Here is a 20,428-nt window from a genome sequence, read left to right as displayed (position 1 = left end):
TTCTGCCAGGAGAAAACGACTTTCCGGACGAGCGCCGTTACTCCGGATGGCCTAGTACTGGTAACTGTGAATCATTGCCCGGCCACCAGCGCACCGGCTTGCATGGCTCTCAGCAACGATCATCCTCCCGGGTGATCCGCACGGCGCGGCAGGAAGGGAACCAGTGAGCAAGTCCCGGAAGAACCTGAAGTCCCGAAAGACCCGTAGTGGCCTGGTGGCGGGAGTCGCCCTCGCCGGTGTGACCGCGGCGGTCGCCACGTTCGGCGCGGGCGCCGCCAACGCCGACCAGCAGGGCGAGATCCGCGGCGCGGGTGCGGCCAACGCCGTCGGCGGCAGCTACATCGTCGTCCTCAAGCCCACCGCGGTCGGCCAGGGCGTGGCCGCGGCGAGCGAGATCACCGCGAACGTCGCCTCGAAGGCGCAGGGCCTCACCGGTCAGTACGGCACCACGCTGTCCCGCACGTTCGGCTCGGCGCTGAACGGCTTCTCGATCAAGGCCGACGAGGCCGCCGCGAAGCGTCTCGCCGCTGACCCGCAGGTCGCGTACGTCGTCCAGAACAAGAAGTTCAAGATCAGCGAGACCCAGGACAACCCGCCGTCGTGGGGCCTCGACCGCGTCGACCAGGCCGACCTGCCGCTCGACACCAAGTACACCTACCCGACGAAGGCCGACAACGTCACCGCCTACGTCATCGACACCGGTGTCCGCGGCTCGCACAAGGACTTCGGCGACCGCGCGACCGGCGGCAAGGACTTCGTCGACAACGACGACACCCCCAACGACGAGCACGGTCACGGCACGCACGTCGCCGGCACCATCGGCGGCACGGACCACGGCCTTGCCAAGGGCGTGAAGATCGTCGGCGTCCGCGTGCTGGACGCCAACGGCAGCGGCACCACCGAGGGTGTCGTCGCCGGTGTCGACTGGGTCGCGGCGAACGCCAAGGGCCCGTCGGTCGCCAACATGAGCCTGGGCGGCGGCGCGGACGACGCCCTGGACGCGGCGGTCAAGGGAGCCATCGACAAGGGCGTGACCTTCGCGCTCGCGGCGGGCAACGAGTCCTCCGACGCCGGCACCACTTCGCCCGCCAGGGTGAAGGAGGCCATCACGGTGGCCGCCAGCGACAAGACCGACAAGCAGGCCAGCTTCTCGAACTACGGTTCGGTCGTGGACCTGTACGCGCCGGGTGTCGACATCACCTCGTCGTGGGCGACCGGTGACGACGCCACCAACACCATCAGCGGTACCTCGATGGCCGCGCCGCACGTCGCCGGTGCCGCCGCGCTGTACCTCTCGGCGAACCCTGAGGCCACCCCGGCCCAGGTCGCCGAAGGCCTGGTCGGCGCCGCCGCGGACGGCAAGATCAGCAACCCGACCGGTGGAACGGCGAACAAGCTGCTCCAGGTCAAGTAAGACCCTTTCGGACAGGCTGCCCCCGGCGTACTCCAGGCGCCGGGGGCAGCCCCTGTCCGAGGGGTACCAGACTTGTTACCAACCGGTAAGCTCCAGCCCATGGTCCTGCGGAAGAACATCCTGATCACCGGGGCGAGCTCCGGACTCGGCGAGGGAATGGCGAGGCAGTACGCCGCCAGAGGCCGCGATCTGGCGCTGGCCGCCCGCCGTGTCGAACGGCTGGAAACCCTCGCCGCGGAACTCAAGAAGGCCTATCCCGGCATCAGGGTGGTCACCCGGAAGCTGGACGTGAACGACCACGACCAGGTCTTCGCCGTCTTCGAGGAGTTCCGCGAGGAACTCGGCTCCCTCGACCGCGTGATCGTGAACGCGGGGCTCGGCAAGGGGCAGCGGGTCGGCACCGGCCGGTTCGACGCCAACCGCCAGACGCTCCAGACGAACTTCCTCGCCGCGGCCGCCCAGATCGAGGCCGCCGTCGGCATCTTCCGCAAGCAGAAGAACGGCCACCTCGTGGTCGTTTCCTCCTTCCTCGCGCTTCGCGGTGTCCCCGGCAACACCACCGCGTACGCCGCCTCGAAGGCGGGTATCTCGGCGTTCGCCGAGGGCACCCGGATCGAGCTGATGAAGACGCCGATCAAGGTCACCACCCTGCATCCCGGGTTCATCGAATCGGAGATGAACGAAGACATCTCGAAGCTCCCGGGCGCGGTCAGGGCGGAGCCCGGCGCGCAGGCGCTGGTGAAGGCGATCGAATCCGAGACGGCGAAGGCGTTCGTGCCGACGTGGCCGTGGAGCGTGCTCTCGAAGCTCTTCCCGTTCGTCCCGGCGTCGTTGCTGAAGAAGTTCGGATGACGGTGGCCCCGGACAAGACCGTCGAGGTACGCGGCGAGGACTCGTTCGACCCGGCCGCGGTGCACACCTGGCTGGCCGGACGGGTTCCCGGACTCGGCGACTCGCCGCCCGAGGTCCGGCAATTCCCCGGCGGTGCCTCGAATCTCACGTACCTGCTGACCTATCCGGATCGCGAGCTGATCCTGCGGCGCCCGCCGCTCGGGCACAAGGCCGCGTCCGCGCACGACATGCGCCGCGAGTTCCGGGTTCAGCAAGGATTGCGGCCGGTCTTTCCTTACGTGCCCGAAATGCTCGCCTTCTGCGACGACGAAACCGTGCTCGGCGGCGACTTCTACGTGATGGAACGCCTCGAAGGACTGATCCTGCGCGGAGATCTGCCCGCCGGCCTCGACCTGCCGCCGGAGGGCGCGCGGGAGCTGTGCGGCAAGGTCGTCGACAGGCTGGTCGAGCTGCACGCCGTCGACGTCGAGGCCGCCGGGCTGGCCGATCTCGGCAAGGGCGCCGGCTACGTCGAGCGTCAGGTGCGCGGCTGGTCGGAGCGATTCCTCAAAGCGCGCACGGAGAACGTCCCGGACTGCGCCGACGTGATGGCGTGGCTGAAGGAGAACCATCCGTCCGAGGTCAAGATCTGCTTGATCCACAACGACTATCGGCTCGACAACCTGGTGCTCGACGGCGGCCTCGACATCGTCGGCGTGCTCGACTGGGAGATGGCCACCCTCGGCGATCCGCTGATGGAACTGGGCAGCACCCTGGCGTACTGGGTACAGGACGACGATGACGACGTCATGAAGCTCAGCCGCCGTCAGCCGACGCACGTACCCGGGATGTACACGCGCGAGGAGTTCGTGCGGCGGTACGCGGAGCGATCCGGGCTCGAAATCGGCGACTGGACCTTCTACGAGGTGTACGGCCTGTTCCGGCTCGCGGTGGTGATCCAGCAGATCTACTACCGGTTCCACAGTGGACAGACGACCAATCCGGCGTTCAAGGATCTGTGGCAGTTCGTCGGCTACCTCGACGGGCGCTGCCGCCGGATCATCGGAGGAGGACACGCGTAGTGGGCGCGATCTATCTGGTCCGGCACGGGCAGGCGTCGTTCGGCGCGGAGAACTACGACCAGCTCTCGCCGCGCGGCTTCGAACAGTCCACTGTGGTCGGTGAAGAACTGCTGCGGCGGGGTGTCGAATTCACCAAGGCGCGAGCGGGTTCCCTTGCCCGCCAACGGGACACGGCCGCGACGGCGTTGAAGGCGCTCGGCTCCGGGATCACCGTCGTCGAGGACGAGCGCTGGAACGAGTACGACCACGTCGACATCGCGAAGTACCACGCGGCCGGCGTCCAGCAGACCGATTCGCGGGCGTATCAGGCCGCTTTGGACGGTGCGCTGAACGCCTGGGTCTCCGCCGGTGAGGACAGCCCGTGCGCGGAAACCTGGCCTCGGTTCCTGGAGCGGGTCCAAGGGGCGCTGGCCGACGTCGTGGCGTCGCTGGGCAAGGGTGAGCACGCGGTCGTCTTCAGCTCCGGCGGAGTGATCGCGACGGTCTGCGGCGCGCTCATGGGTACGCCCGAGGCGGGGCTGCTGAAGCTGAACCGGGTCACCGTGAACGCGGGCATCACGAAACTGGTGTCCGGCCGTGGCGGCGTGACCCTGTTGTCGTTCAACGAACATCCGCATTTCGAGGCGGAAGCCGCGGAACTACTCACCTACCGCTAGTGTCCCGCACCGGAATGCGACCCATGATTCGGCGGCCCAGCTTCCCGCTGGCGGCGTTGCCGGTCCGCCCGAGTACAACCCGGTACGAGGACGAACCGGCAACACCGCCAGCGGAAACCTGGATCCACCGACTCACGCACCGCATTCCGGTGCGCGACACTAGGAGAAACCCGATGGCGTTCGGCGAGGTCACGGTCATCCCGGTCAACGGGCACGGTCCCGAGGACGTCGTGGTCGACGACCAGGGGCGGATCTACACCGGCGTCGACGACGGGCGGATCCTGCGCGTCACGCCGGACGGCAAGCGGATCGACGTCCTCGGCGACACCGGCGGCCGTCCGCTGGGGCTGGAGTTCTACGGCGAAGACCTCCTGATCTGCGACGCCAAGGCCGGTCTGCTCACCATGCCGCTCGCGGGCGGTCCCGTGACCACGCTGGCGACTTCGGCCGTGGGACTCGATTTCGTGTTCTGCAACAACGCCGCCGTCGCCACCGACGGCACGGTGTACTTCACCGACTCGTCGCGCCGCTTCGGCATCGAGAACTGGCGCGACGACCTGATCGAGCAGACCGGCGGCGGCAGGCTTCTGCGGCGCACGCCGGACGGGAAGATCGAGCAGCTCGCCGACGGTTTCCAGTTCGCCAACGGCGTCGCGCTGCCGCCCGACGAGTCCTATGTGGCCGTGGCCGAGACCGGCGCCTACCGAGTCGCGCGGGTGTGGCTCACGGGGGACAAGGCGGGCACGCGGGACTACCTCGTCGACGACCTGTGGGGCTATCCCGACAATATCTCGACCGGCAGCGACGGGCTGATCTGGATCACCGTGGCGAGTCCGAAGGTGCCCGCGCTTTCCTTGGTGCAGAAGCTCCCCGCGCCGTTGCGGGCCGGTGTCCGGGCGTTGCCGACGGCCCTGCAGCCCGCACCCGCGCGGGAATGCGGGGTGCGCGGCGTGACCCCGGATGGGAAGCAGGTCCACGAACTACGCGGGGAGATCGACGGGTTCCACCTGCTCGTCGGCGTCCGCGAGCGGGCCGGGACCCTCTACTTCGGCTCCCTGGAGGACAACGCGATCGCCGTCACCTCAGTCTAAGCAGAATTCGTTGCCCTCCGGGTCGTTCATCACGATGAAGCCGAGGCTCAACGGCTCCTCGGGCTCGAAGCGCTGAATCCGCTTCGCCCCCAGCGCGACGAGCCTGTCGCACTCGGCTTCGAGCGCCGCCATGCGCTCGTCTCCCACCAGCCCGGGAGCGGCGCGGATGTCGAGGTGGACGCGGTTCTTGGCGATCTTGTCCTCCGGGACCTGCTGGAAGAAGATCTTCGGCCCTTCGCCGTCCGGGTCTTCGAGGGCCGAGCGGCTGTTGCGCTGATCCTCGGGCACGCCGACCCGCTCGAGGAACTCGGCCCACGCGTCCAGCGGATCGGTGCCCTCGGGCACCTCGACCCCGGGAGGACCGGGGTGGACGTAGCCCAGGGCGTCACGCCAGAAGATCGAGAGGGTTTTCGGGTCGAGGGCGTCGAAGCTGACCTGGAATTCGCGGCTCTTGCGGTTCATGGGACCACTCTGACATGCCTAGCGGACAGGATCGGTCCGCTATCTCTGGCACAGTGGGTGACATGGAGGACGAGCGCGGGACGACCGAGCGGGTGCTCACCCTGCTCGGGCTGCTCCAGCAGCGCGCCGTGTGGACCGGCCCGGAGCTGGGGGAACGGCTCGGCGTCACCCCGCGCACGATCCGGCGGGACGTCGAACGGCTGCGGGCGCTCGGCTATCCGGTGCAGGCCAGCAACGGTGTCGGCGGCGGGTACCAGCTCGGCCCCGGCCACGACATGCCACCGCTGCTGTTGGACGACGAGGAGGCGATCGCCACCGCGGTCTCGCTGCTCGCCGGCGCGGGCAGCGGTGAAGCCACACTCCGCGCGCTGACGAAGCTCGACCGGGTGCTGCCGACCAGACTGCGGCACGAGGTGAGCGCGCTGTCCGGCTCGGTGGTCGCCTTCGACGGAATCCGCGCGCCGATCGACCCCGACGTCCTCATGACACTGGCCCGCGCCTGCCGCGACGAGGTCGAGGCGGGCTTCGGGTATCCGTCGCCTTCGGGATTTACGCCGCGACGGGTCGAGCCGTACCGGCTGGTGGCCTCCGGCCGGCGCTGGTACCTGCTCGCCTTCGACCTCGGCCGCGACGACTGGCGCACCTTCCGCGTCGACCGGATGACCGAGGTTTCCGCGCGGTCATGGCGTTTCCGCCCGCGCCCGGCGCCCGACGCGGCGGCCTACGTGCAGGAGAACATCGCCAGCCGGGTCTACCGGCATCAGGCACGGTTCCTGGTGCACGCGCCCGCTCCGGTCGTGCGGGCGCAGGTCCCGGCTTCGGCGGCCGTGGTGCGGGAACGGGGGCCTTCGCGATGCGAGGTGTTGAGCGGGGCCGGGGATCTCGACTTCCTGCTGATGCATGTGGTGGTGCTGGGGCACGCGTTCGAGGTGATCGAACCGGCGGAGCTGGGGGAGCGGTGCCGGGTTCTGGCCGAACGGCTACTCCGGGCCGCAGGACCTGCGCAAGTAGGTGACTAGGCGCTGTCCTGTAAGCCATGTTCGCGGTCTTCGCGCCCAGGCGGTTCCTGACGGCACGGGCGGATGCGGCCGAGTACGACCCGGTACGAGGCCGATCCGCCCGCACCGCCAGGAACCACCTGGATCACGAAGCCCATCGAACAGACTCACAGGACAGCGCCTAGTTGCGGGGGACTCTAAGGCCGGTCGGGTGGGGAGAGGGGCGTGCGGCCCGGCGTTGGGTGCGGGCCGGGCCCGGTCTGCCAGGTGTTGCGAAAGCCACTTTCGCAACCTTCAATGTTGCGAAAGTGGCTTTCGCAACGTCGGGGGCACGCCTGATCGCCGACACCAGCCGACCGGCACGCAAGTAGGTGACTAATTGCGGCGGTAAGAGCTCACCGTCCGGTCCACTGAGGCGAACGCCCGGCCGTCCAGGCCGCATAGAACTCCCCGTGGTCCTTCGCCGTCATCAGCAGAGCCTGCGTGATCGCCTCGAGCTCGATGGAACTCCCCAGGTCCATGTCGAGCTCCCGCGTCAACAGCACCTTCGTCGTGCTGTAGGCCAACGCGGGTCCGTCGGCGAGCCGCCGGGCCAAAGCGGAAGTCTCGGAAGCGAGCTCAGCGTCGGGCACCACCTTCGAAGCCAGGCCGATCGCCTCCGCGCGGGCCGCGTCGATCTTGTCTCCCAGCATCAGGAGTTCCGTCGCGCGGCCCAGGCCGACGAGCCGCGGCAGCAGGTACGCCGAGCCCATGTCCGCGCCGGCCAGGCCGACTTTCGTGAACAGGAAAGCGAATTTCGCCGACGACGCCATGAGCCGGAAGTCGCTCGCCAGCGCGATCACCGAACCCGCGCCCGCCGCGATGCCGTTCACCGCGGCGATCACCGGGATGGGGCACTCTCGTAGCGCTTTCACCACCGCGCCGGTCATGCGGGTGAAGTCCAGCAGTTCCGCGGACTCCATTTTCTGCAGTTCGCCGATGATCTCCTCGACGTCGCCGCCGGAGCAGAAACCGCGCCCGCGGCCGGTGATGACCAGCACCCGGACGTCGCCGCGGTGCGGCAGCTCGGCCAGCAGGTCGCGCAGGTCCGCGTAGGCGTCGAAGGTGAGCGCGTTCAGTTTTTCGGGGCGGTCCAAGGTGACCGTGGCGACGCCGTCGTCCACGGTGAACTCGAAGTGCTCCCAGTCCGTCGTGATCGGCGGCGTGGCGCGGAACGGGCTCATGACTGGATCCCACCTCCATCGAGGACGAGTGTCTGTCCGTTGATCGCGGCGGCTTCGGGCGCCGCGAAGAAGGTCACCGCGTGGGCGACCTCGTCGGGTTCGAGCAGGCGGCCGAGCGGGGACGCGGCGGCGAGGGCGGCTTCCGCGCCGGCTTCGTCGCGGCCGGTCCGTTCCTGGATCCGGGCGACCGAGGCGGCCGTCATGTCCGTGCGCACGAAGGCCGGACAGACGGCGTTCGCGGTGACGCCGGTGCCCGCCAGTTCCGCGGCGGTGGCGCGCATCAGGCCGACGGCCGCGTGCTTCGACGCGGTGTACCCGGCCGTGTAGCGGTAGCCGATATGCGACGCGGTCGAGGCGACGGTGACGATCCGGCCGGTGTCACGCGACCGCATACCGGGCAAAACCGCCCGTGTGCACAGAAAAGCACCGGTCGCGTTGACCTCGAACTGGCTCCGCCACTGCTCCAGCGACGTCTTCGCCAGCGGGGCGCTCGCCGAGATCCCGGCGTTGTTCACCAGCACGTCCACCGGGCCGAGGTCGTCGAAGTACCGGGCGACGGCGTCTTCGTCGGTGACGTCGCAGTCGGCCCGGCCGGGCGCGTGCACCTTGTCCCCGGCGGCCTGGAACCGGGCGGCGATGGCGGCGCCGATCCCGCGTGTCCCGCCGGTTACGACGACGATCCTGCTCACTCTGCCTCCACCCGGCGCAACGCGCGCCGATCGAGTTTTCCGTTGGCCGTGCGGGGAAGTTCGGTCACGAACACCACCTCGCGTGGATACTTGTGCTTCGCCAGCTGAGCCCGCGCGTGGTCCTTCAGTTCGTCGGCGGTCACGGAAGCGCCCTCCGCCAGGACGACGCACGCCCGCGGGACGATCAGGCCGTCGACGGTCACCCCCAGCACCGCGCAGTCGACGACGGCGGGATGACCGATGAGACAGTCTTCGATCTCGCTCGGCGCGACGAACACGCCGGACACCTTCAGCAGGTCGTCGGCGCGGCCGTGGTGGTGGAAGTACCCGTCGGTGTCGCGACTGAAGAGGTCACCGGTGCGCAGGGTGTCGCCGTGGAACGTCCGCGCGGTCTTCTCCGCGTCGCCGTAGTACTCCCGCGCGATGGTCGGGCCGGTCACCTCCAGGGTGCCGATCTCCCCGTCCGGTAGGGGATCGCCGCTCTCGTCGAGAACGCGAGCGGTGTAACCGGGGACCTCGCGGCCGAGGCTGCCGACCCGCTGCGCGCCGGGCACATTGGACAGGTAGATGTGGTATGCCTCCGACGAGCCGATCCCGTCGATCACCGGGACGCCGAACGTGTTGTCCCACTTGCGATGCAGCTCCGAGGGCAATGCCTCGCCCGCCGACGTGGCGAGCCGCAGCGAACTCATGTCCACAGTAGACGCTGCCGGATGGGCGATCATCGCGCTCATCATGGTCGGCACGTTGACCAGGATCGTGGGGCGGTAGCGCTCGATCAGCGAGAACAGCAGTTCGGCGGTGCTGCGTTGCGGGAACACGATCCCGGACGCACCGACGCCGAACGGGAACAACGCGGTCAGATCCCGCGCGTAGCCGAAGAACAACTTCGGCACGGCCAGAACGCGGTCGCCCTCGCGGAGGCCGAGCACGCCGAGCGCGTACCGGTCGAAGCTCTCCAGCGCGCTGCGCGCCGGATGCACGCAGGCCTTGGGCGAGCCGGTGCTCCCGGTGGTGAACTTCCAGATCGCGACATCGTCCAAAGTGGTCGGAGCGGCTTCCAGGTCGGGAGAAGCCGACGCGACCAGTGCGTCGAACGAGTGCTCGCCGGGCTCCACCTCGACATCGCCGATGACCAGCAGGTTCCGTGCCCCGGCTTCGCGCAGCGCGGGCAACGTCGAGCCGTCCGCGATGACGACGACGGCCTCGGTGTAGGCCAGGTAGTACGCGTAATCCTTGGGCTGGAGGAAGGAATAGACCTCGGCGGTGACGGCGCCGATCTTCTGCGCCGCGTACCAGACGGCCACGAACTCGACACTGTCGTTCAGCGCCAGCAGGACCCGCTGTCCACTTCGGACACCGAGGTCGCGCAGCACGTTCCCGGCGCGGTTCACCAGTGCCGCCAGTTCCGCGTACGTGACCTCCTCGTCGCCGCACAGCAACGCCGTCCGCTCGCCGGGGAGGCGGTCCACGAAATGGGTCGCCAGGTTGAAGGTCATACCAGCTCCCGGATCGCTTCGACCAGGATGTCGGTGAGCACCGAGAAGGTCTTCTCGCCTTCTTCGGCGCTCGCTTGGGCAGGAGTGCCGCAGTAGGCCTCGGTCATCCCGGCCGAGGCGAAGTCCGTGACCCCGCCGCGCGCCAGGTCGACGTGGACCGCGGGCAGCGTGCGCTGGACGGCGGCGTCGACGAGGTCCGGCCGGTCGGCGAGCACCAGCGACGTCTCGTACTGCCCGGCGTGGCACTCGCCCGAGCGGAACTCGTCGGTGAGCCGGGTGGCGTACCGGCGGCGGACGAGGTCGACGAAGCCGACGCCGCCGATCTCCGCCACGCGCCGCAGCACGGCCAGATGTGCCGGTTCGAAATGGTTGTTGACCAGCAGGATCCGGGAGAAACCCTGCTCGGCGAGCGCCCCGCAGATCTCGGTCAGCAGCGCGTGCAGGGTCGCTTCGCCGATCGAGATGCCGCCCGCGAAGCCGGCCGCGAACCGGGTCACGCCGTAGGGCACCTCGGGGAGGATCAGCACGCGGACGCCGGGGTCACCCGCCAGCCGGGCGGCGGCACGCTCGCACATCCCCCGTGAGATCAGGGGATCGGTGCCCAGCGGCGCGTGCGGCCCGTGTGGTTCGACCGCGCCCACCGGCAGCAGCAGCACGGGGACGCGCGCATCGGACGCGAGCGCGGCCACCTGACGCGAGCTCAACTCCGCGAAGTACGTCACCCGAATCAAGCTACACCGCAGCGGCCTGAGGTGTATAGAGTTGCGCGCATGCCCGAATCGGCCACACCGCACGGCGACCCAGGTCCCCAGGAACTGGTGATGACGCTGCTCGGCACCTACGTGTCGCCGCGCGAGAGCCGCCGTGTCTGGTCCGGCGGCCTGGTCGCCGTGCTCGCCGGGCTCGGCTTCTCCGACGGCGCCGCGCGGATCGCGCTGGCCAGGCTCGCCCGCCGCGACCTGCTCGCGAGACACAAGGCCGGCAGGCTCACCCACTACTCGCTGACCCGCCGCACGATCGCGCTCCTGGAGGACGGCGACCGCCGGATCTTCTCCCTCGGCAGGCGCGAACGCGAGGTCGGGGAGTGGACCGTGCTGTGGCAGAGCATTCCCGAAAGCCGCCGCCAAGCCCGGGAACGGCTGGTGCGCCGTCTGCGCTTCCTCGGTTTCGGGCCGGTGCAGGACGGCACCTGGATCGCTCCGCACGACCGCGAGGCCGAGGTGCTCGCCCTGCTGGCCGAACTGGACGTCTCCGAGTACGCCGGGCTGATGCTCGGGAAACCGTCGGCGGGCCTCGACGTCCGGCGGTTCGCCGGCCGGGCCTGGAACCTCGACGGCCTCGCCGCGCGATACGACGCGTTCGTCCGGGATTTCGGCGGGTACCCGGGTGACCTGCCCGACCCGGAGGCGTTCGCCGTCCGGACCTGGCTGACGCACACCTTCCGCGCCTTCCCGTCGCTCGATCCGGAACTCCCGGTCGAGCTGGTACCGGCTCCGCCGAGCCGGGCGGCCGCGGTCGAACTGTTCCACGATCTTTACCAGGCACTGGCCCCGGCCGCGCAACGCCATTTCGATGAGGTGACAGAAAAATGACAGGCGACACTCAGGCCGCATTGAGTTACACGTCCTACCTTTCGCTGGACGAATTGCTGGACGCGCAGCATCCCCGCTCCGACGAACACGACGAGTTGCTCTTCATTGTTATCCACCAAGTGTATGAACTTTGGTTCAAACAAGTTCTCCACGAGGCGCTTTACCTGCAGGCGCAGCTCGAGGCGGGTAACACCGCTCACTCCGTCCGTACTCTGCGGCGAATCCTGACTATCTTCAAGGTGGTGGTCGCGCAGATAGATGTGCTCGAGACGATGACTCCGAGCCAGTTCACCAGTTTCCGTGCGCGACTCGACGCTTCGAGCGGGTTCCAGTCGGCTCAATTCCGCGTTCTGGAGGCCGTTCTCGGCCGCCGGGACGAGCGGGTGTTCGCGCATTACCCCGAAGGCGGTGAACAGCGCGCCCAGATCTCCGACGCGATGTCACGGCCGTCGCTCTTCGATTCCTTCGTCACCTACCTCGCGGTGAAGGAGTACGACGTCCCGACCGGGCGCGATGTCACCAAGCCACTCGAACCCTCTCCGGCGCTCCAAGAGGTTCTGTTGCGGGTCTACCGCGATGACACCGGGCCGTCCGTCGTGGCGGAGCACCTGGTCGATCTGGACGAAGGGATGCAGGAGTGGCGGTATCGGCACGTGAAGATGGTCGAGCGCACCATCGGAGACAAGACCGGGACGGGGGGTTCGTCGGGCGCGCACTATCTTCGTTCGACGCTTTTCTCCCCGATGTTCCCGGACCTCTGGGCGGTGCGGAGCAGGCTTTGACGAACCTCGACGAACTCCGCCGCGACCCCAACGCGCTCGCGGCGCACTACACGGGATTCGGTGTGGCGGACCGGATCCTGTTGACCGGGCACTCGCATCAGGCCTGGCCCGACGTCGCGCGGGAGGGTCTTCTCGATGCCTTCGCCGACGCGGCCGAAGAGGTCGACACGAAGTGGGACCGGGCCTTCGCGAAGGCCGACGAGATGCGGGCCGGGTTCCGGGCGCTGCTCGGTGACCCGCACGGCGCCATCGCGCTCGGCGCCAGCACCCACGATCTGGTGATCCGGTTCCTCTCGGCGATGGATCTCCCGCGCCGTCCGCGGCTGGTCACCACCGACGGGGAGTTCCACACGCTGCGCCGTCAGCTGGCACGGCTGGCCGAGGAAGGCGTCGAGGTGGTCCGCGTCCCCGCGACGCCGGTCAACACCCTGGCCGAACGCGTCGCGGCCGAGGTCACCGAAGACACCGCCGCCGTGCTCGTCTCGGCCGTGCTGTTCGAGACCTCCCGGCTCGTGCCGGGCCTCGCGCATCTCGCCGACGTCTGCCTTTCGAAGTCGGTGAACCTCGTCGTCGACGCCTACCACGCGCTCGGCGTCGTCCCGTTCTCGCTGCACGACCTCGGGCTCACCAACGCCTGGGTCCTCGGCGGCGGCTACAAGTACCTCCAGCTCGGTGAGGGCAACTGTTTCCTGCGGATGCCCGCGCACGCGCAGGAACTGCGCCCGGTCGTCACCGGTTGGTACGCCGAGTTCGGCGCGCTCGCGGACGAGCGCCGACCCGGCCAGGTCGCCTACGCCTACGGATCGGACAGGTTCGCCGGAGCGACCTACGACCCGACGAGCCACTACCGGGGTGCTCGCGTCTTCCGGTTCTTCGCCGAGCAGGGGCTCACGCCCGAGTTCCTGCGGGAGGTCTCGCGGCACCAGGTCGGTTTCCTCGCCGAGGGCTTCGACAAGCTCGGGTTGCCCGAAAAGGTCATCACGCGTGACCGCGAGACACCGCTGGACCGGATCGGCGGTTTCCTGTCACTGAAGTGCGCCGACGCCGGCGCGCTTCAGGCCGCCCTCGCCGGACGCGGCGTCCGTACCGACAGCCGCGGCCCGTACCTGAGGTTCGGGCCGGCACCGTACCTGTCCGATCGTCAGCTCGACTCCGCGCTCCACGTCCTCCAAGAGGTCGTCGACGGCTGAGACGGCTCTGCCCCGGTTTGGCGAACGGACCGGGGCGATCTAGGTTTGCGATGTGGCACCGTCGCCGCCGGACGACCTTCGTCGGGGACTGTGCCTTGTTGCAGGAACTTCGCACGTGAGCCACAAGCAGCGTGCACTCCAGGACAAGGAGTCACCACAGTGACCGAAGTGTTCGGCCAGGGTACCGGCCATGAACAGGTCGTCTTCTGCCAAGACCAGGCCACCGGCCTGAAGGCCATCATCGGGATCTACTCGACGGCGCTGGGTCCGTCGCTCGGCGGAACCCGGTTCTACCCTTACGAGTCCGAGGAAGCCGCGCTCGCGGACGTCCTCGCGCTGTCGAAGGGGATGGCCTACAAGAACGCGCTCGCCGGGCTCGACCTCGGCGGCGGCAAGGCCGTCATCATCGGCGATCCCCAGAAGCACAAGACCGAAGCGCTGCTTCGCGCCTTCGGCCGGTTCGTCCAGTCGCTCGGCGGCCGCTACATCACCGCCTGCGACGTCGGCACCTACGTGCAGGACATGGACATCGTCGCCCGCGAATCGGAGTTCGTCACGGGCCGCTCGCCGGAGAACGGCGGCGCCGGCGACTCCTCGGTGCTCACCGCCTTCGGCACCTACCAGGGCATGCGCGCCTCCGCGGACGCCGTCTGGGGCGTCCCGGACCTCGCGGGCCGCAAGGTCGGCGTCGCCGGGGTCGGCAAGGTCGGGCACATCCTCGTCGGGCATCTGATCGAGGCGGGCGCGCAGGTGGTCATCACCGACGTGTCGCCCGCGGCGATCGAACGCACCCGCGCGGCGTACCCCGGGGTCGAGGTCGTCGAAGACCTCGACACGCTGATCCGCACCGAACTCGACGTCTTCGCGCCGTGCGCGCTGGGCGGCGTGCTCAACGACGAGACGGTCGGGCTGCTGCGCGGCAAGATCGTCTGCGGCGCGGCCAACAACCAGCTCGCGCACCCGGGCATCGGCAAGCAACTCGACGACCGCGGCATCCTCTTCGCGCCGGACTACCTGGTCAACGCCGGTGGCGTGATCCAGGTCGACGACGAGCGGCACGGCTTCGACTTCGCGCGCGCCAAGCGCAAGACGACGGCCATCTTCGACACCACCAAGGCGGTGTTCGCACTGGCCAAGGCCGACGGGGTCCCGCCGTCGACGGCTGCCGACCGGCTGGCGGAGCGCCGGATGGCCGAGGTCGGCGGACTGCGGTCGATCCTGACGGTGTAGCTCTCCCCGCAAGTGCAATGAAGGGGCCTTTCATAGCAAAATTTGCTATGAAAGGCCCCTTCATTGCACTGGGGACTTGGCCGCAGAGGTGCCCGGAGGTGGCCGGTGTGCCGCGGTGCGGTGGCGATCCGAGAGGTTGCGAAAGCCACTTTCGCAACGCCGGCTTCGCCCCTTCACAGGCACCGAGCCGATACAGGGCTCGGAAGCGGCGAAAGCCACTCTCGGGACACCAGGTGCTCCGAAAGTGGCTTTCGCGTCATGTGTATCCAGAGGCGCGGGGACTCAGCCGCTCTTGCGACGGAAGGTGCGCTTGTTCGCGGCCGGGCCGTGGGCGTGCAGGTTCTTGCCGCCGGCGTTCTCGTGTGCCGAGCCCGAACGGGCCTGGGCCTGCTTGCGCTCCAGGGCCTCGCGGAACTTGCGCTTGGTGTCGTCCTCTTCGCCATCCGCTGGGGACGGTGCCGGTTCAGTCATTACTACCTCCGAGGTGACGACATGTGACGTTCTCACCCTGTCAGGAACCATCCGGATTGGCGAGTCGATTTACGTCACCTGGGCGGCGTGGGCAGCCGGACCGGGCCGCCGAACCGGACCCGGTCGCGCAGCAGCGGCCGCCAGCAGTGGTCGCACAGCAGGATCGGCTTCAGCCGGTTGCCGCAGTCCACGTGCTCCAGCGTGATGTCCGGGTCCTGTCCCGGCACCTCGAAGCCCCGCGACCATTCGGCGATGAACGCCAGCGCGGGGAAGAACGCGAGCCCTTTCGCCGTCAGCCGGTAGTCGTGCGCGTCGGTGCGGGTCTTCGCGGTCCCGGTCCGCAGCACGCCGACGTCCACGAGTTTCGACAGCCGCCCCGAAAGCACGCTCGGGCCGATGCCGAGTTCGCGTTCGAACTCCGAGAAGTGCCGTGCCCCGAGCAGCGCGCTCACCACGAGCCCGGTCGACCACCGGTCGCCGAGGAGTTCCATGGTGTCGGGGAAGAACATCAGCGGGTCACCGGCGAGGGATTCGGCGTCCTTGCGGCGGAAGCGTTTCGTCGCCGTCGCTTCGACGACGCCGGTGTCGTCGAGCCGCCGCGCGCGGACGTCGCGGGCGTCGACCCGGCGTTCGCACGAGGCGCAGCCGAGCGGCGCCGAAGTGGGCAGCTCGCAGTCGAGGTGGATCAGCGTCGGCAGCACGGCACGCCGTCCCTCGACCCATTCCCGTTCCCACGCCCAGATCGAGATCAGCAGCGGCCACAACGCGAGACCGCGTTCGGTGAGCCGGTACTCGTGCCGGGTGCGGCGCGCGTCGCGGTACGGCGTGCGGACGAGCATGCCGCCGTCGACCATTTCGCGGAGCCGCCCGGACAACGCGGTGGGGGAGATGCCGAGCCGCAGCCGGAGTTCCTCGTACCGGCGGAAACGCAGGAACAGGCTCTGCAGGATCAGCAAGGTCCACTGGTCGCCGAGCAGTTCGAGCGCCCGGCGCAACGGATCGCCCGCCGGCCGGACGCGGTGCGCCGTCGCCTCTGTCACGTACGTGCCTCTCCGGTGATGTCGCTGTCAGCGTACTACTGACTACAGCAGCAGAAGTCTATTGACAGCTGACTACAGAAATCATAGTGTCTCGGCAATCGGTCAACGCGAACCAGCCGGGGAGAACCGATGACCAGTACCTCCGAGCAGCCGGTCCTGGTGGCAGCCGCCGCCGGAGAACCCGAGGTCAACCCGTACCTGCTGGGTGTCTACGCCCCGGTCGGCGAAGAGATCGACGCGAGTGATCTCGAGGTCATCGGCAAGATCCCCGCGGACCTGAACGGTGTGTACCTGCGCAACGGCCCCAATCCGCGATTCGAGCCGGAGGGCCGCTACCACTGGTTCGACGGCGACGGCATGATCCACGCCGTCCACCTGGAGAACGGCAAGGCCCGCTACCGCAACCGCTGGATCCGCACCAAGGCGTTCGAGGCCGAATCCGAAGCGGGCAAGGCGCTCTGGAAGGGCGTCATGGAGTCACCCAAGGGCAACCCGTTCGGCAACTCGCACGGCCTGAACGTCAAGGACAGCGCCAATACCGACCTGATCTTCCATCGAGGCAAGGTGCTCTCCACCTGGTACATGTGCGGCGAGCCGTACGGGGTCGACCCGCTGTCGCTGGAGACGCTGGGCGCCGAGGACTTCCTCGGCACGCTGGTCGGCGACATGATGGCCCATCCGAAGGTCGACGAGCGCACCGGCGAGATGTTCTGGTTCGACTACGGGCCACGGCCGCCGTACCTGCGCTACGGCGTGATCAGCGCCGACGGCAAGGTCGCGAGCACGACCGAGATCGAACTCCCCGGTCCGCGACTGCCGCACGACATGGCGATCACCGAGAACTACGCGATCCTGATGGACTTACCGCTGGTCCAGGACATGGAGGCGGCGCGCAACGGCCGTCACAAGCTGGTGTTCGACCGGTCGCTGCCGAGCCGGTTCGGGGTGTTGCCTCGCTACGGTAACGGTAGCCAGATCCGGTGGTTCGAGGCCAGCCCGTGCTACATCTACCACGTCGTCAACGCCTGGGAGCAGGGCGAGGAAATCGTCCTCGACGTCTGCCGCGTCCAGCGGCCGAGCCCGCGGGCCGACGCACGCACCCCGCTCGCCAAGATGCTGTCGTACCTGCGGCTGGACGCCTCACCGCACCGCTACCGGTTCAACCTGCGGACCGGGCAGTGCCTGGAGGACCAGCTCGACGACGACAACACCGAGTTTCCGTCCGTCGACTCGAGGGTGGTCGGCGGCCGGAATCGCTTTTCCTACGCGGTGCACATCTCGCCGGATTCGACGCTCAAGTTCGACGGCCTGGTGTGCTACGACAATCGTGCCGGCGCCAAGACCGAATATCGCTTCGGTCCGGGCCGGTGGGGCAGTGAGGCGCCGTTCGCACCCCGCGACGGCGCGGCCGCCGATTCCGCTGACGGCTATCTGGTGACCTTCGTCCAGGACGAGCGCGAGGGGCGCTCGGAACTGGACGTCTTCGACGCCGCCGATCTCGCTGCCGGACCCGTGGCCAGGGTCCTTTTGCCCCAGCGTGTCCCGCTCGGTTTTCACGCGACCTGGGTCCGGGCGGACCAGCTGGAACCTTCCGGTAGCCGATGATCCCCTTCGCATCCGCCCACCGGAGGGGAGTGGGCAGGTGCGCGCACGCCGGGAAGCCGTGTCCGAGTCGCCCCTTCCAGGGGGTGGGGCGACTCGGACACGGCCTTTCGCACGGAACGCCGTACCGCTCCGGCGAGCGCGCCGATCGTGGTCGCGGTGGCGAACACGACCGCGGCGATACCGGTCTCGGTGGTGAACTGAAGCTCGCCCGCCGTGCCGACGGTGAATCCCGAATGGACACTCCAGGCGATCAACGCCGTCCCGGTCGCCGCGGCCAGGCGTGTCACGGCGCCGGTGGCGAGCACGACGAAACCCAAGACCACCAAGGAAAAGCTGTGATGTCGGGCGGAACCGAGGAGCCCGGCCACCGACGCCGCGACGACGACGGAGACACAACCGAACGGGAAGCCGAAGCACTCGGGTTTCCTCATCCGCCCAGTCAACTCCACGTCACCGAGCATGCCGTCGGCGTCGACGGGTTCCCTACGCCTCCGCCGGAATTCTTGACGGAACATTGACCCCTTATCGAGGAGAAGGTCAAAGGTGTCGTGAGGCTGGTGGTCTGGCGTGAGGTGGTCGTGAGTGGCGTTTCGGGTTAGAACCCGAATCGCCACTCACGACCCCCGGCACCGACCACGCCACCTTTGCCTTGCCCCTCAAGCCTTCCGCGCGTGCACGATGATCGCGTCGGCGATCGCGGGCCACAACTGCCGCGGCAGTTCGTGCCCCATTCCGGGGAACAGCAGCAGTTCGGCGTCCGGGATCGCTTCCGCGGTCGCCTTCCCACCGCTGACGTTGATCAGCGGGTCGCTCTCGCCGTGGATGACGAGCGTCGGGACGCGGACCTCGCGTAGCTTCGCCGTGCGGTCACCCGAGGCGACGACGGCGGCCGCCTGCCGCAACGCGCCCGCGGGGTGATTCGCCCGGTCATAGTTGCGGGCGGCCTTCATCCGCAGGAATTCGTCCTCGGACGGGTGCCCAGGCGAGCCCACGAGCTTGAACCACTCGACGCCGTCTTCGATCGCCTGTTCACGGGTGGCGGCGGGCGGACGCGTCAGCCCGGCGAGCGCGGCGGGCTCCGGATGCCCGACCGAGGGATCCCCGGTCGTCGACATGATCGAGGTGAGGCTCAGCAGCCGCTTCGGCGCGTCGATCGCGAGCTGCTGCACGATCATCCCGCCCATCGAGGCGCCGACGACGTGCGCCCGCTCGAAGCCGAGCGCGTCGAACAGCCCGGTGACGTCGGCGGCGAGATCGGAAAGCAGGTACGGCGCGGAGGTCAGGTCGCCCGCGGCGAGCGCGGCCAGATCCGGCGCGGGGAGATCGTCCAGATAGGACGAGAGGCCGATGTCGCGGTTGTCGAACCGGACGACGTGGAACCCGCCCGCGGCGAGCAGTTCGCAGAAGCCGACTTCCCACGTCACCATCTGGGCGCCGAGACCCATCACCAGGACGAGCGGCGGATCCGCGGGGGAGCCGAAGGTGTCGTACTCGAGTTCGAGACCGTTCACGCGTGCGCGGGGCATGCCACGATCCTGCCGGAACCGCCACCATCGGACCAGGCGAAGGCGGATACGGTAGCCCGCATGCCGACTTTCTCCGAAGACGCGGGTTCCCGGCCGAGGTCGCGCGCGGCTTCCGGACGGCAGGCGGTCACCAGGGACCGCATCGTCGACGCGGCGCTGGAGCTTTCGGCCGAGTCCGGGCTGGAGAACTGGACGCTGCGGCAGCTGGCCGCCGCCGTCGACGCCTACCCCGCGGTGGTCTACCACCACGTGGGCGACCGCGACACCGTCGTCGTCGCGGTCCTGGACCGGGTGGTCGGCGAGCTGACCTTGCCCGACGAGACCCTGCCGTGGCGGGACTGGTTCGACGAGTTCCTGCCGACCGTGCGGACGGTGTTGCGCCGCTATCCCGGCTCGGCGCGGCGGCTGGCCCTGTTCGGGCCGTCGGTCGCCGCCGCCGTGCCGACCATGAACACCGGCATCGGCCGTCTGCTCGCGGCGGGCTTCGGCACCGAGGCGCCGTTCGCCTACAACCTGCTGCTCGCCACCGCCTGCCAGTTCGTCGCGATGGAGGACGACCGCGAGAGCGCGATGGCGCTCCAGCTCGACCGGTCCGAGGGCTACGCGGCGTACCGCACCCGCGAGGATCTGCCGGGGATGGCGGCGCTGGGCGAATCGATTTCGGCGCTGGTCGCGGATCCCGATCTCGCGGCGGGTTACTACGAGCGGCTCTACGGTTACGCCGTGCAGCGCTGTCTCGACGGGCTCCAGCATCGGCTCACCCAGTTGAACGCTCTCGGAAGTTTGACAGAGCCGTGACAGCGAATCGGCGTAGTGTGGAGGAATACCGGTGCTCGTCACCGGTCCCGAAGCCCCTGGCACCAACCTCCCCCTCGAGGTGCCGGGGGCTTCTTTTAGGCGCTGTCCTGCAAGTCATCGAACAGACTTGTTGAGGGGTAAGGCAAAAGTGTCGTGCCGGGGGTGGTGGGGGGCTTTCGGGTTAAAACCCCAAACCCCCCCCAACGCCCCCCGGCACCGAACCCGCCAAGTTCGCCTTCCCCCTCGACT

The 20,428-nt window shown here is 68.7% G+C and carries 21 protein-coding genes; 12 read left to right on the top strand and 9 right to left on the bottom strand.

Annotated features, from left to right (window positions below; all coding sequences use genetic code 11):
- Positions 1-163: 163 nt before the first annotated feature.
- The 5 genes from DL991_RS42175 to DL991_RS42155 all read left to right on the top strand — a co-directional run bounded on the left by DL991_RS42175 (position 164) and on the right by DL991_RS42155 (position 5,074).
- Positions 164-1,414: a S8 family peptidase gene (locus DL991_RS42175; protein WP_125789951.1), complete on the top strand. Its 1,251-nt coding sequence runs from the start codon at positions 164-166 to the stop codon at positions 1,412-1,414.
- A gap of 99 nt (positions 1,415-1,513) precedes the next feature.
- Positions 1,514-2,266, top strand: coding sequence for an SDR family oxidoreductase (locus DL991_RS42170; RefSeq protein ID WP_125789950.1), 753 nt, complete (start codon positions 1,514-1,516; stop codon positions 2,264-2,266).
- Positions 2,263-3,327 (top strand): phosphotransferase family protein, encoded by a 1,065-nt coding sequence (locus DL991_RS42165; protein WP_125789949.1) that lies wholly within the window; start codon positions 2,263-2,265, stop codon positions 3,325-3,327. The genes DL991_RS42170 and DL991_RS42165 overlap by 4 nt, the downstream gene beginning before the upstream one ends.
- A complete protein-coding gene (locus tag DL991_RS42160) occupies positions 3,327-3,983 on the top strand; it encodes a histidine phosphatase family protein (RefSeq protein WP_125789948.1) in 657 nt (218 codons plus the stop codon). The genes DL991_RS42165 and DL991_RS42160 overlap by 1 nt, the downstream gene beginning before the upstream one ends.
- A 173-nt stretch (positions 3,984-4,156) precedes the next feature.
- A complete protein-coding gene (locus tag DL991_RS42155; RefSeq protein WP_125789947.1) occupies positions 4,157-5,074 on the top strand; it encodes an SMP-30/gluconolactonase/LRE family protein in 918 nt (305 codons plus the stop codon).
- Here the strand turns inward: DL991_RS42155 and DL991_RS42150 are convergent.
- Positions 5,066-5,536 carry a VOC family protein gene (locus DL991_RS42150; RefSeq protein WP_125789946.1) on the bottom strand — a complete coding sequence of 157 codons (471 nt, stop codon included), beginning with the start codon at positions 5,534-5,536 and terminating at the stop codon, positions 5,066-5,068. The genes DL991_RS42155 and DL991_RS42150 overlap by 9 nt on opposite strands.
- Before the next feature lie 62 nt (positions 5,537-5,598).
- On the opposite strand from DL991_RS42150, the gene DL991_RS42145 reads away from it, so the two are divergent.
- On the top strand, positions 5,599-6,555 hold the full coding sequence (locus DL991_RS42145; protein ID WP_125789945.1) for a YafY family protein: 957 nt from the start codon (positions 5,599-5,601) through the stop codon (positions 6,553-6,555).
- Between the two features lie 374 nt (positions 6,556-6,929).
- Here DL991_RS42145 and DL991_RS42140 read toward each other — a convergent pair whose 3' ends face one another.
- Genes DL991_RS42140 through DL991_RS42125 form a run of 4 tightly spaced genes read right to left on the bottom strand, consistent with a single transcriptional unit; the run spans position 6,930 to position 10,667 of the window.
- Positions 6,930-7,757 carry an enoyl-CoA hydratase family protein gene (locus tag DL991_RS42140; protein WP_125789944.1) on the bottom strand — a complete coding sequence of 276 codons (828 nt, stop codon included), beginning with the start codon at positions 7,755-7,757 and terminating at the stop codon, positions 6,930-6,932.
- Positions 7,754-8,446 (bottom strand): SDR family NAD(P)-dependent oxidoreductase, encoded by a 693-nt coding sequence (locus DL991_RS42135; protein WP_125789943.1) that lies wholly within the window; start codon positions 8,444-8,446, stop codon positions 7,754-7,756. Before DL991_RS42135 ends, DL991_RS42140 begins: the two co-directional genes overlap by 4 nt.
- Complete coding sequence (locus DL991_RS42130) at positions 8,443-9,945, bottom strand: benzoate-CoA ligase family protein (protein WP_125789942.1); 1,503 nt, start codon at positions 9,943-9,945, stop codon at positions 8,443-8,445. The genes DL991_RS42135 and DL991_RS42130 overlap by 4 nt, the downstream gene beginning before the upstream one ends.
- Entirely contained in the window at positions 9,942-10,667 is a 726-nt protein-coding gene (locus tag DL991_RS42125) for a creatininase family protein (protein ID WP_125789941.1), read from the bottom strand. Before DL991_RS42125 ends, DL991_RS42130 begins: the two co-directional genes overlap by 4 nt.
- A 48-nt stretch (positions 10,668-10,715) precedes the next feature.
- Here DL991_RS42125 and DL991_RS42120 point away from each other — a divergent pair, with 48 nt between their 5' ends.
- The 4 genes from DL991_RS42120 to DL991_RS42105 all read left to right on the top strand — a co-directional run bounded on the left by DL991_RS42120 (position 10,716) and on the right by DL991_RS42105 (position 14,739).
- On the top strand, positions 10,716-11,537 hold the full coding sequence (locus DL991_RS42120; RefSeq protein ID WP_125789940.1) for a PaaX family transcriptional regulator C-terminal domain-containing protein: 822 nt from the start codon (positions 10,716-10,718) through the stop codon (positions 11,535-11,537).
- The gene (locus DL991_RS42115; protein ID WP_125789939.1) at positions 11,534-12,319 is read left to right on the top strand and encodes a tryptophan 2,3-dioxygenase; all 786 of its coding nucleotides are present in this window, start codon (positions 11,534-11,536) and stop codon (positions 12,317-12,319) included. Before DL991_RS42120 ends, DL991_RS42115 begins: the two co-directional genes overlap by 4 nt.
- Positions 12,316-13,509, top strand: a complete 1,194-nt coding sequence (locus DL991_RS42110) for a DegT/DnrJ/EryC1/StrS family aminotransferase (RefSeq protein WP_125789938.1) — start codon at positions 12,316-12,318, stop codon at positions 13,507-13,509. Before DL991_RS42115 ends, DL991_RS42110 begins: the two co-directional genes overlap by 4 nt.
- A 159-nt stretch (positions 13,510-13,668) precedes the next feature.
- The gene (locus tag DL991_RS42105; protein ID WP_125789937.1) at positions 13,669-14,739 is read left to right on the top strand and encodes a Glu/Leu/Phe/Val dehydrogenase; all 1,071 of its coding nucleotides are present in this window, start codon (positions 13,669-13,671) and stop codon (positions 14,737-14,739) included.
- Positions 14,740-15,021: 282 nt separating this feature from the next.
- On the opposite strand, the gene DL991_RS42100 is transcribed toward DL991_RS42105, so the two are convergent.
- Positions 15,022-15,210, bottom strand: a complete 189-nt coding sequence (locus tag DL991_RS42100) for a DUF5302 domain-containing protein (RefSeq protein ID WP_076164687.1) — start codon at positions 15,208-15,210, stop codon at positions 15,022-15,024.
- A 74-nt stretch (positions 15,211-15,284) separates the two neighbouring features.
- Entirely contained in the window at positions 15,285-16,250 is a 966-nt protein-coding gene (locus DL991_RS42095) for a helix-turn-helix domain-containing protein (RefSeq protein WP_125789936.1), read from the bottom strand.
- A gap of 129 nt (positions 16,251-16,379) precedes the next feature.
- On the opposite strand from DL991_RS42095, the gene DL991_RS42090 reads away from it, so the two are divergent.
- Positions 16,380-17,855 carry a carotenoid oxygenase family protein gene (locus DL991_RS42090; protein ID WP_125789935.1) on the top strand — a complete coding sequence of 492 codons (1,476 nt, stop codon included), beginning with the start codon at positions 16,380-16,382 and terminating at the stop codon, positions 17,853-17,855.
- On the opposite strand, the gene DL991_RS42085 is transcribed toward DL991_RS42090, so the two are convergent.
- Complete coding sequence (locus DL991_RS42085; protein ID WP_125789934.1) at positions 17,804-18,286, bottom strand: hypothetical protein; 483 nt, start codon at positions 18,284-18,286, stop codon at positions 17,804-17,806. The two genes, DL991_RS42090 and DL991_RS42085, sit on opposite strands and share 52 nt — an antisense overlap.
- Before the next feature lie 225 nt (positions 18,287-18,511).
- Entirely contained in the window at positions 18,512-19,381 is an 870-nt protein-coding gene (locus DL991_RS42080; protein WP_125789933.1) for an alpha/beta fold hydrolase, read from the bottom strand.
- Positions 19,382-19,441: 60 nt separating this feature from the next.
- On the opposite strand from DL991_RS42080, the gene DL991_RS42075 reads away from it, so the two are divergent.
- Positions 19,442-20,179, top strand: coding sequence for a TetR/AcrR family transcriptional regulator (locus DL991_RS42075; RefSeq protein ID WP_125789932.1), 738 nt, complete (start codon positions 19,442-19,444; stop codon positions 20,177-20,179).
- The last annotated feature ends 249 nt before the right edge of the window (positions 20,180-20,428 follow it).

The sequence above is a fragment of the Amycolatopsis sp. WAC 01375 genome (assembly GCF_003947325.1).
Classification (GTDB): domain Bacteria; phylum Actinomycetota; class Actinomycetes; order Mycobacteriales; family Pseudonocardiaceae; genus Amycolatopsis.
This window is presented reverse-complemented; position numbering and strand designations above follow the sequence as displayed.

Bases quoted from the DNA above. Each gene is read 5' to 3' on its own strand.
- DL991_RS42115 (WP_125789939.1), top strand. From the start codon at position 11,534: ATGACAGGCGACACTCAGGCCGCATTGAGTTACACGTCCTACCTTTCG.
- DL991_RS42170 (WP_125789950.1), top strand. From the start codon at position 1,514: ATGGTCCTGCGGAAGAACATCCTGATCACCGGGGCGAGCTCCGGACTC.
- DL991_RS42120 (WP_125789940.1), top strand. From the start codon at position 10,716: ATGCCCGAATCGGCCACACCGCACGGCGACCCAGGTCCCCAGGAACTG.
- DL991_RS42165 (WP_125789949.1), top strand. From the start codon at position 2,263: ATGACGGTGGCCCCGGACAAGACCGTCGAGGTACGCGGCGAGGACTCG.
- DL991_RS42080 (WP_125789933.1), bottom strand. From the start codon at position 19,381: ATGCCCCGCGCACGCGTGAACGGTCTCGAACTCGAGTACGACACCTTC.
- DL991_RS42140 (WP_125789944.1), bottom strand. From the start codon at position 7,757: ATGAGCCCGTTCCGCGCCACGCCGCCGATCACGACGGACTGGGAGCAC.
- DL991_RS42155 (WP_125789947.1), top strand. From the start codon at position 4,157: ATGGCGTTCGGCGAGGTCACGGTCATCCCGGTCAACGGGCACGGTCCC.
- DL991_RS42150 (WP_125789946.1), bottom strand. From the start codon at position 5,536: ATGAACCGCAAGAGCCGCGAATTCCAGGTCAGCTTCGACGCCCTCGAC.
- DL991_RS42090 (WP_125789935.1), top strand. From the start codon at position 16,380: ATGACCAGTACCTCCGAGCAGCCGGTCCTGGTGGCAGCCGCCGCCGGA.
- DL991_RS42085 (WP_125789934.1), bottom strand. From the start codon at position 18,286: ATGAGGAAACCCGAGTGCTTCGGCTTCCCGTTCGGTTGTGTCTCCGTC.
- DL991_RS42100 (WP_076164687.1), bottom strand. From the start codon at position 15,210: ATGACTGAACCGGCACCGTCCCCAGCGGATGGCGAAGAGGACGACACC.
- DL991_RS42075 (WP_125789932.1), top strand. From the start codon at position 19,442: ATGCCGACTTTCTCCGAAGACGCGGGTTCCCGGCCGAGGTCGCGCGCG.
- DL991_RS42145 (WP_125789945.1), top strand. From the start codon at position 5,599: ATGGAGGACGAGCGCGGGACGACCGAGCGGGTGCTCACCCTGCTCGGG.
- DL991_RS42130 (WP_125789942.1), bottom strand. From the start codon at position 9,945: ATGACCTTCAACCTGGCGACCCATTTCGTGGACCGCCTCCCCGGCGAG.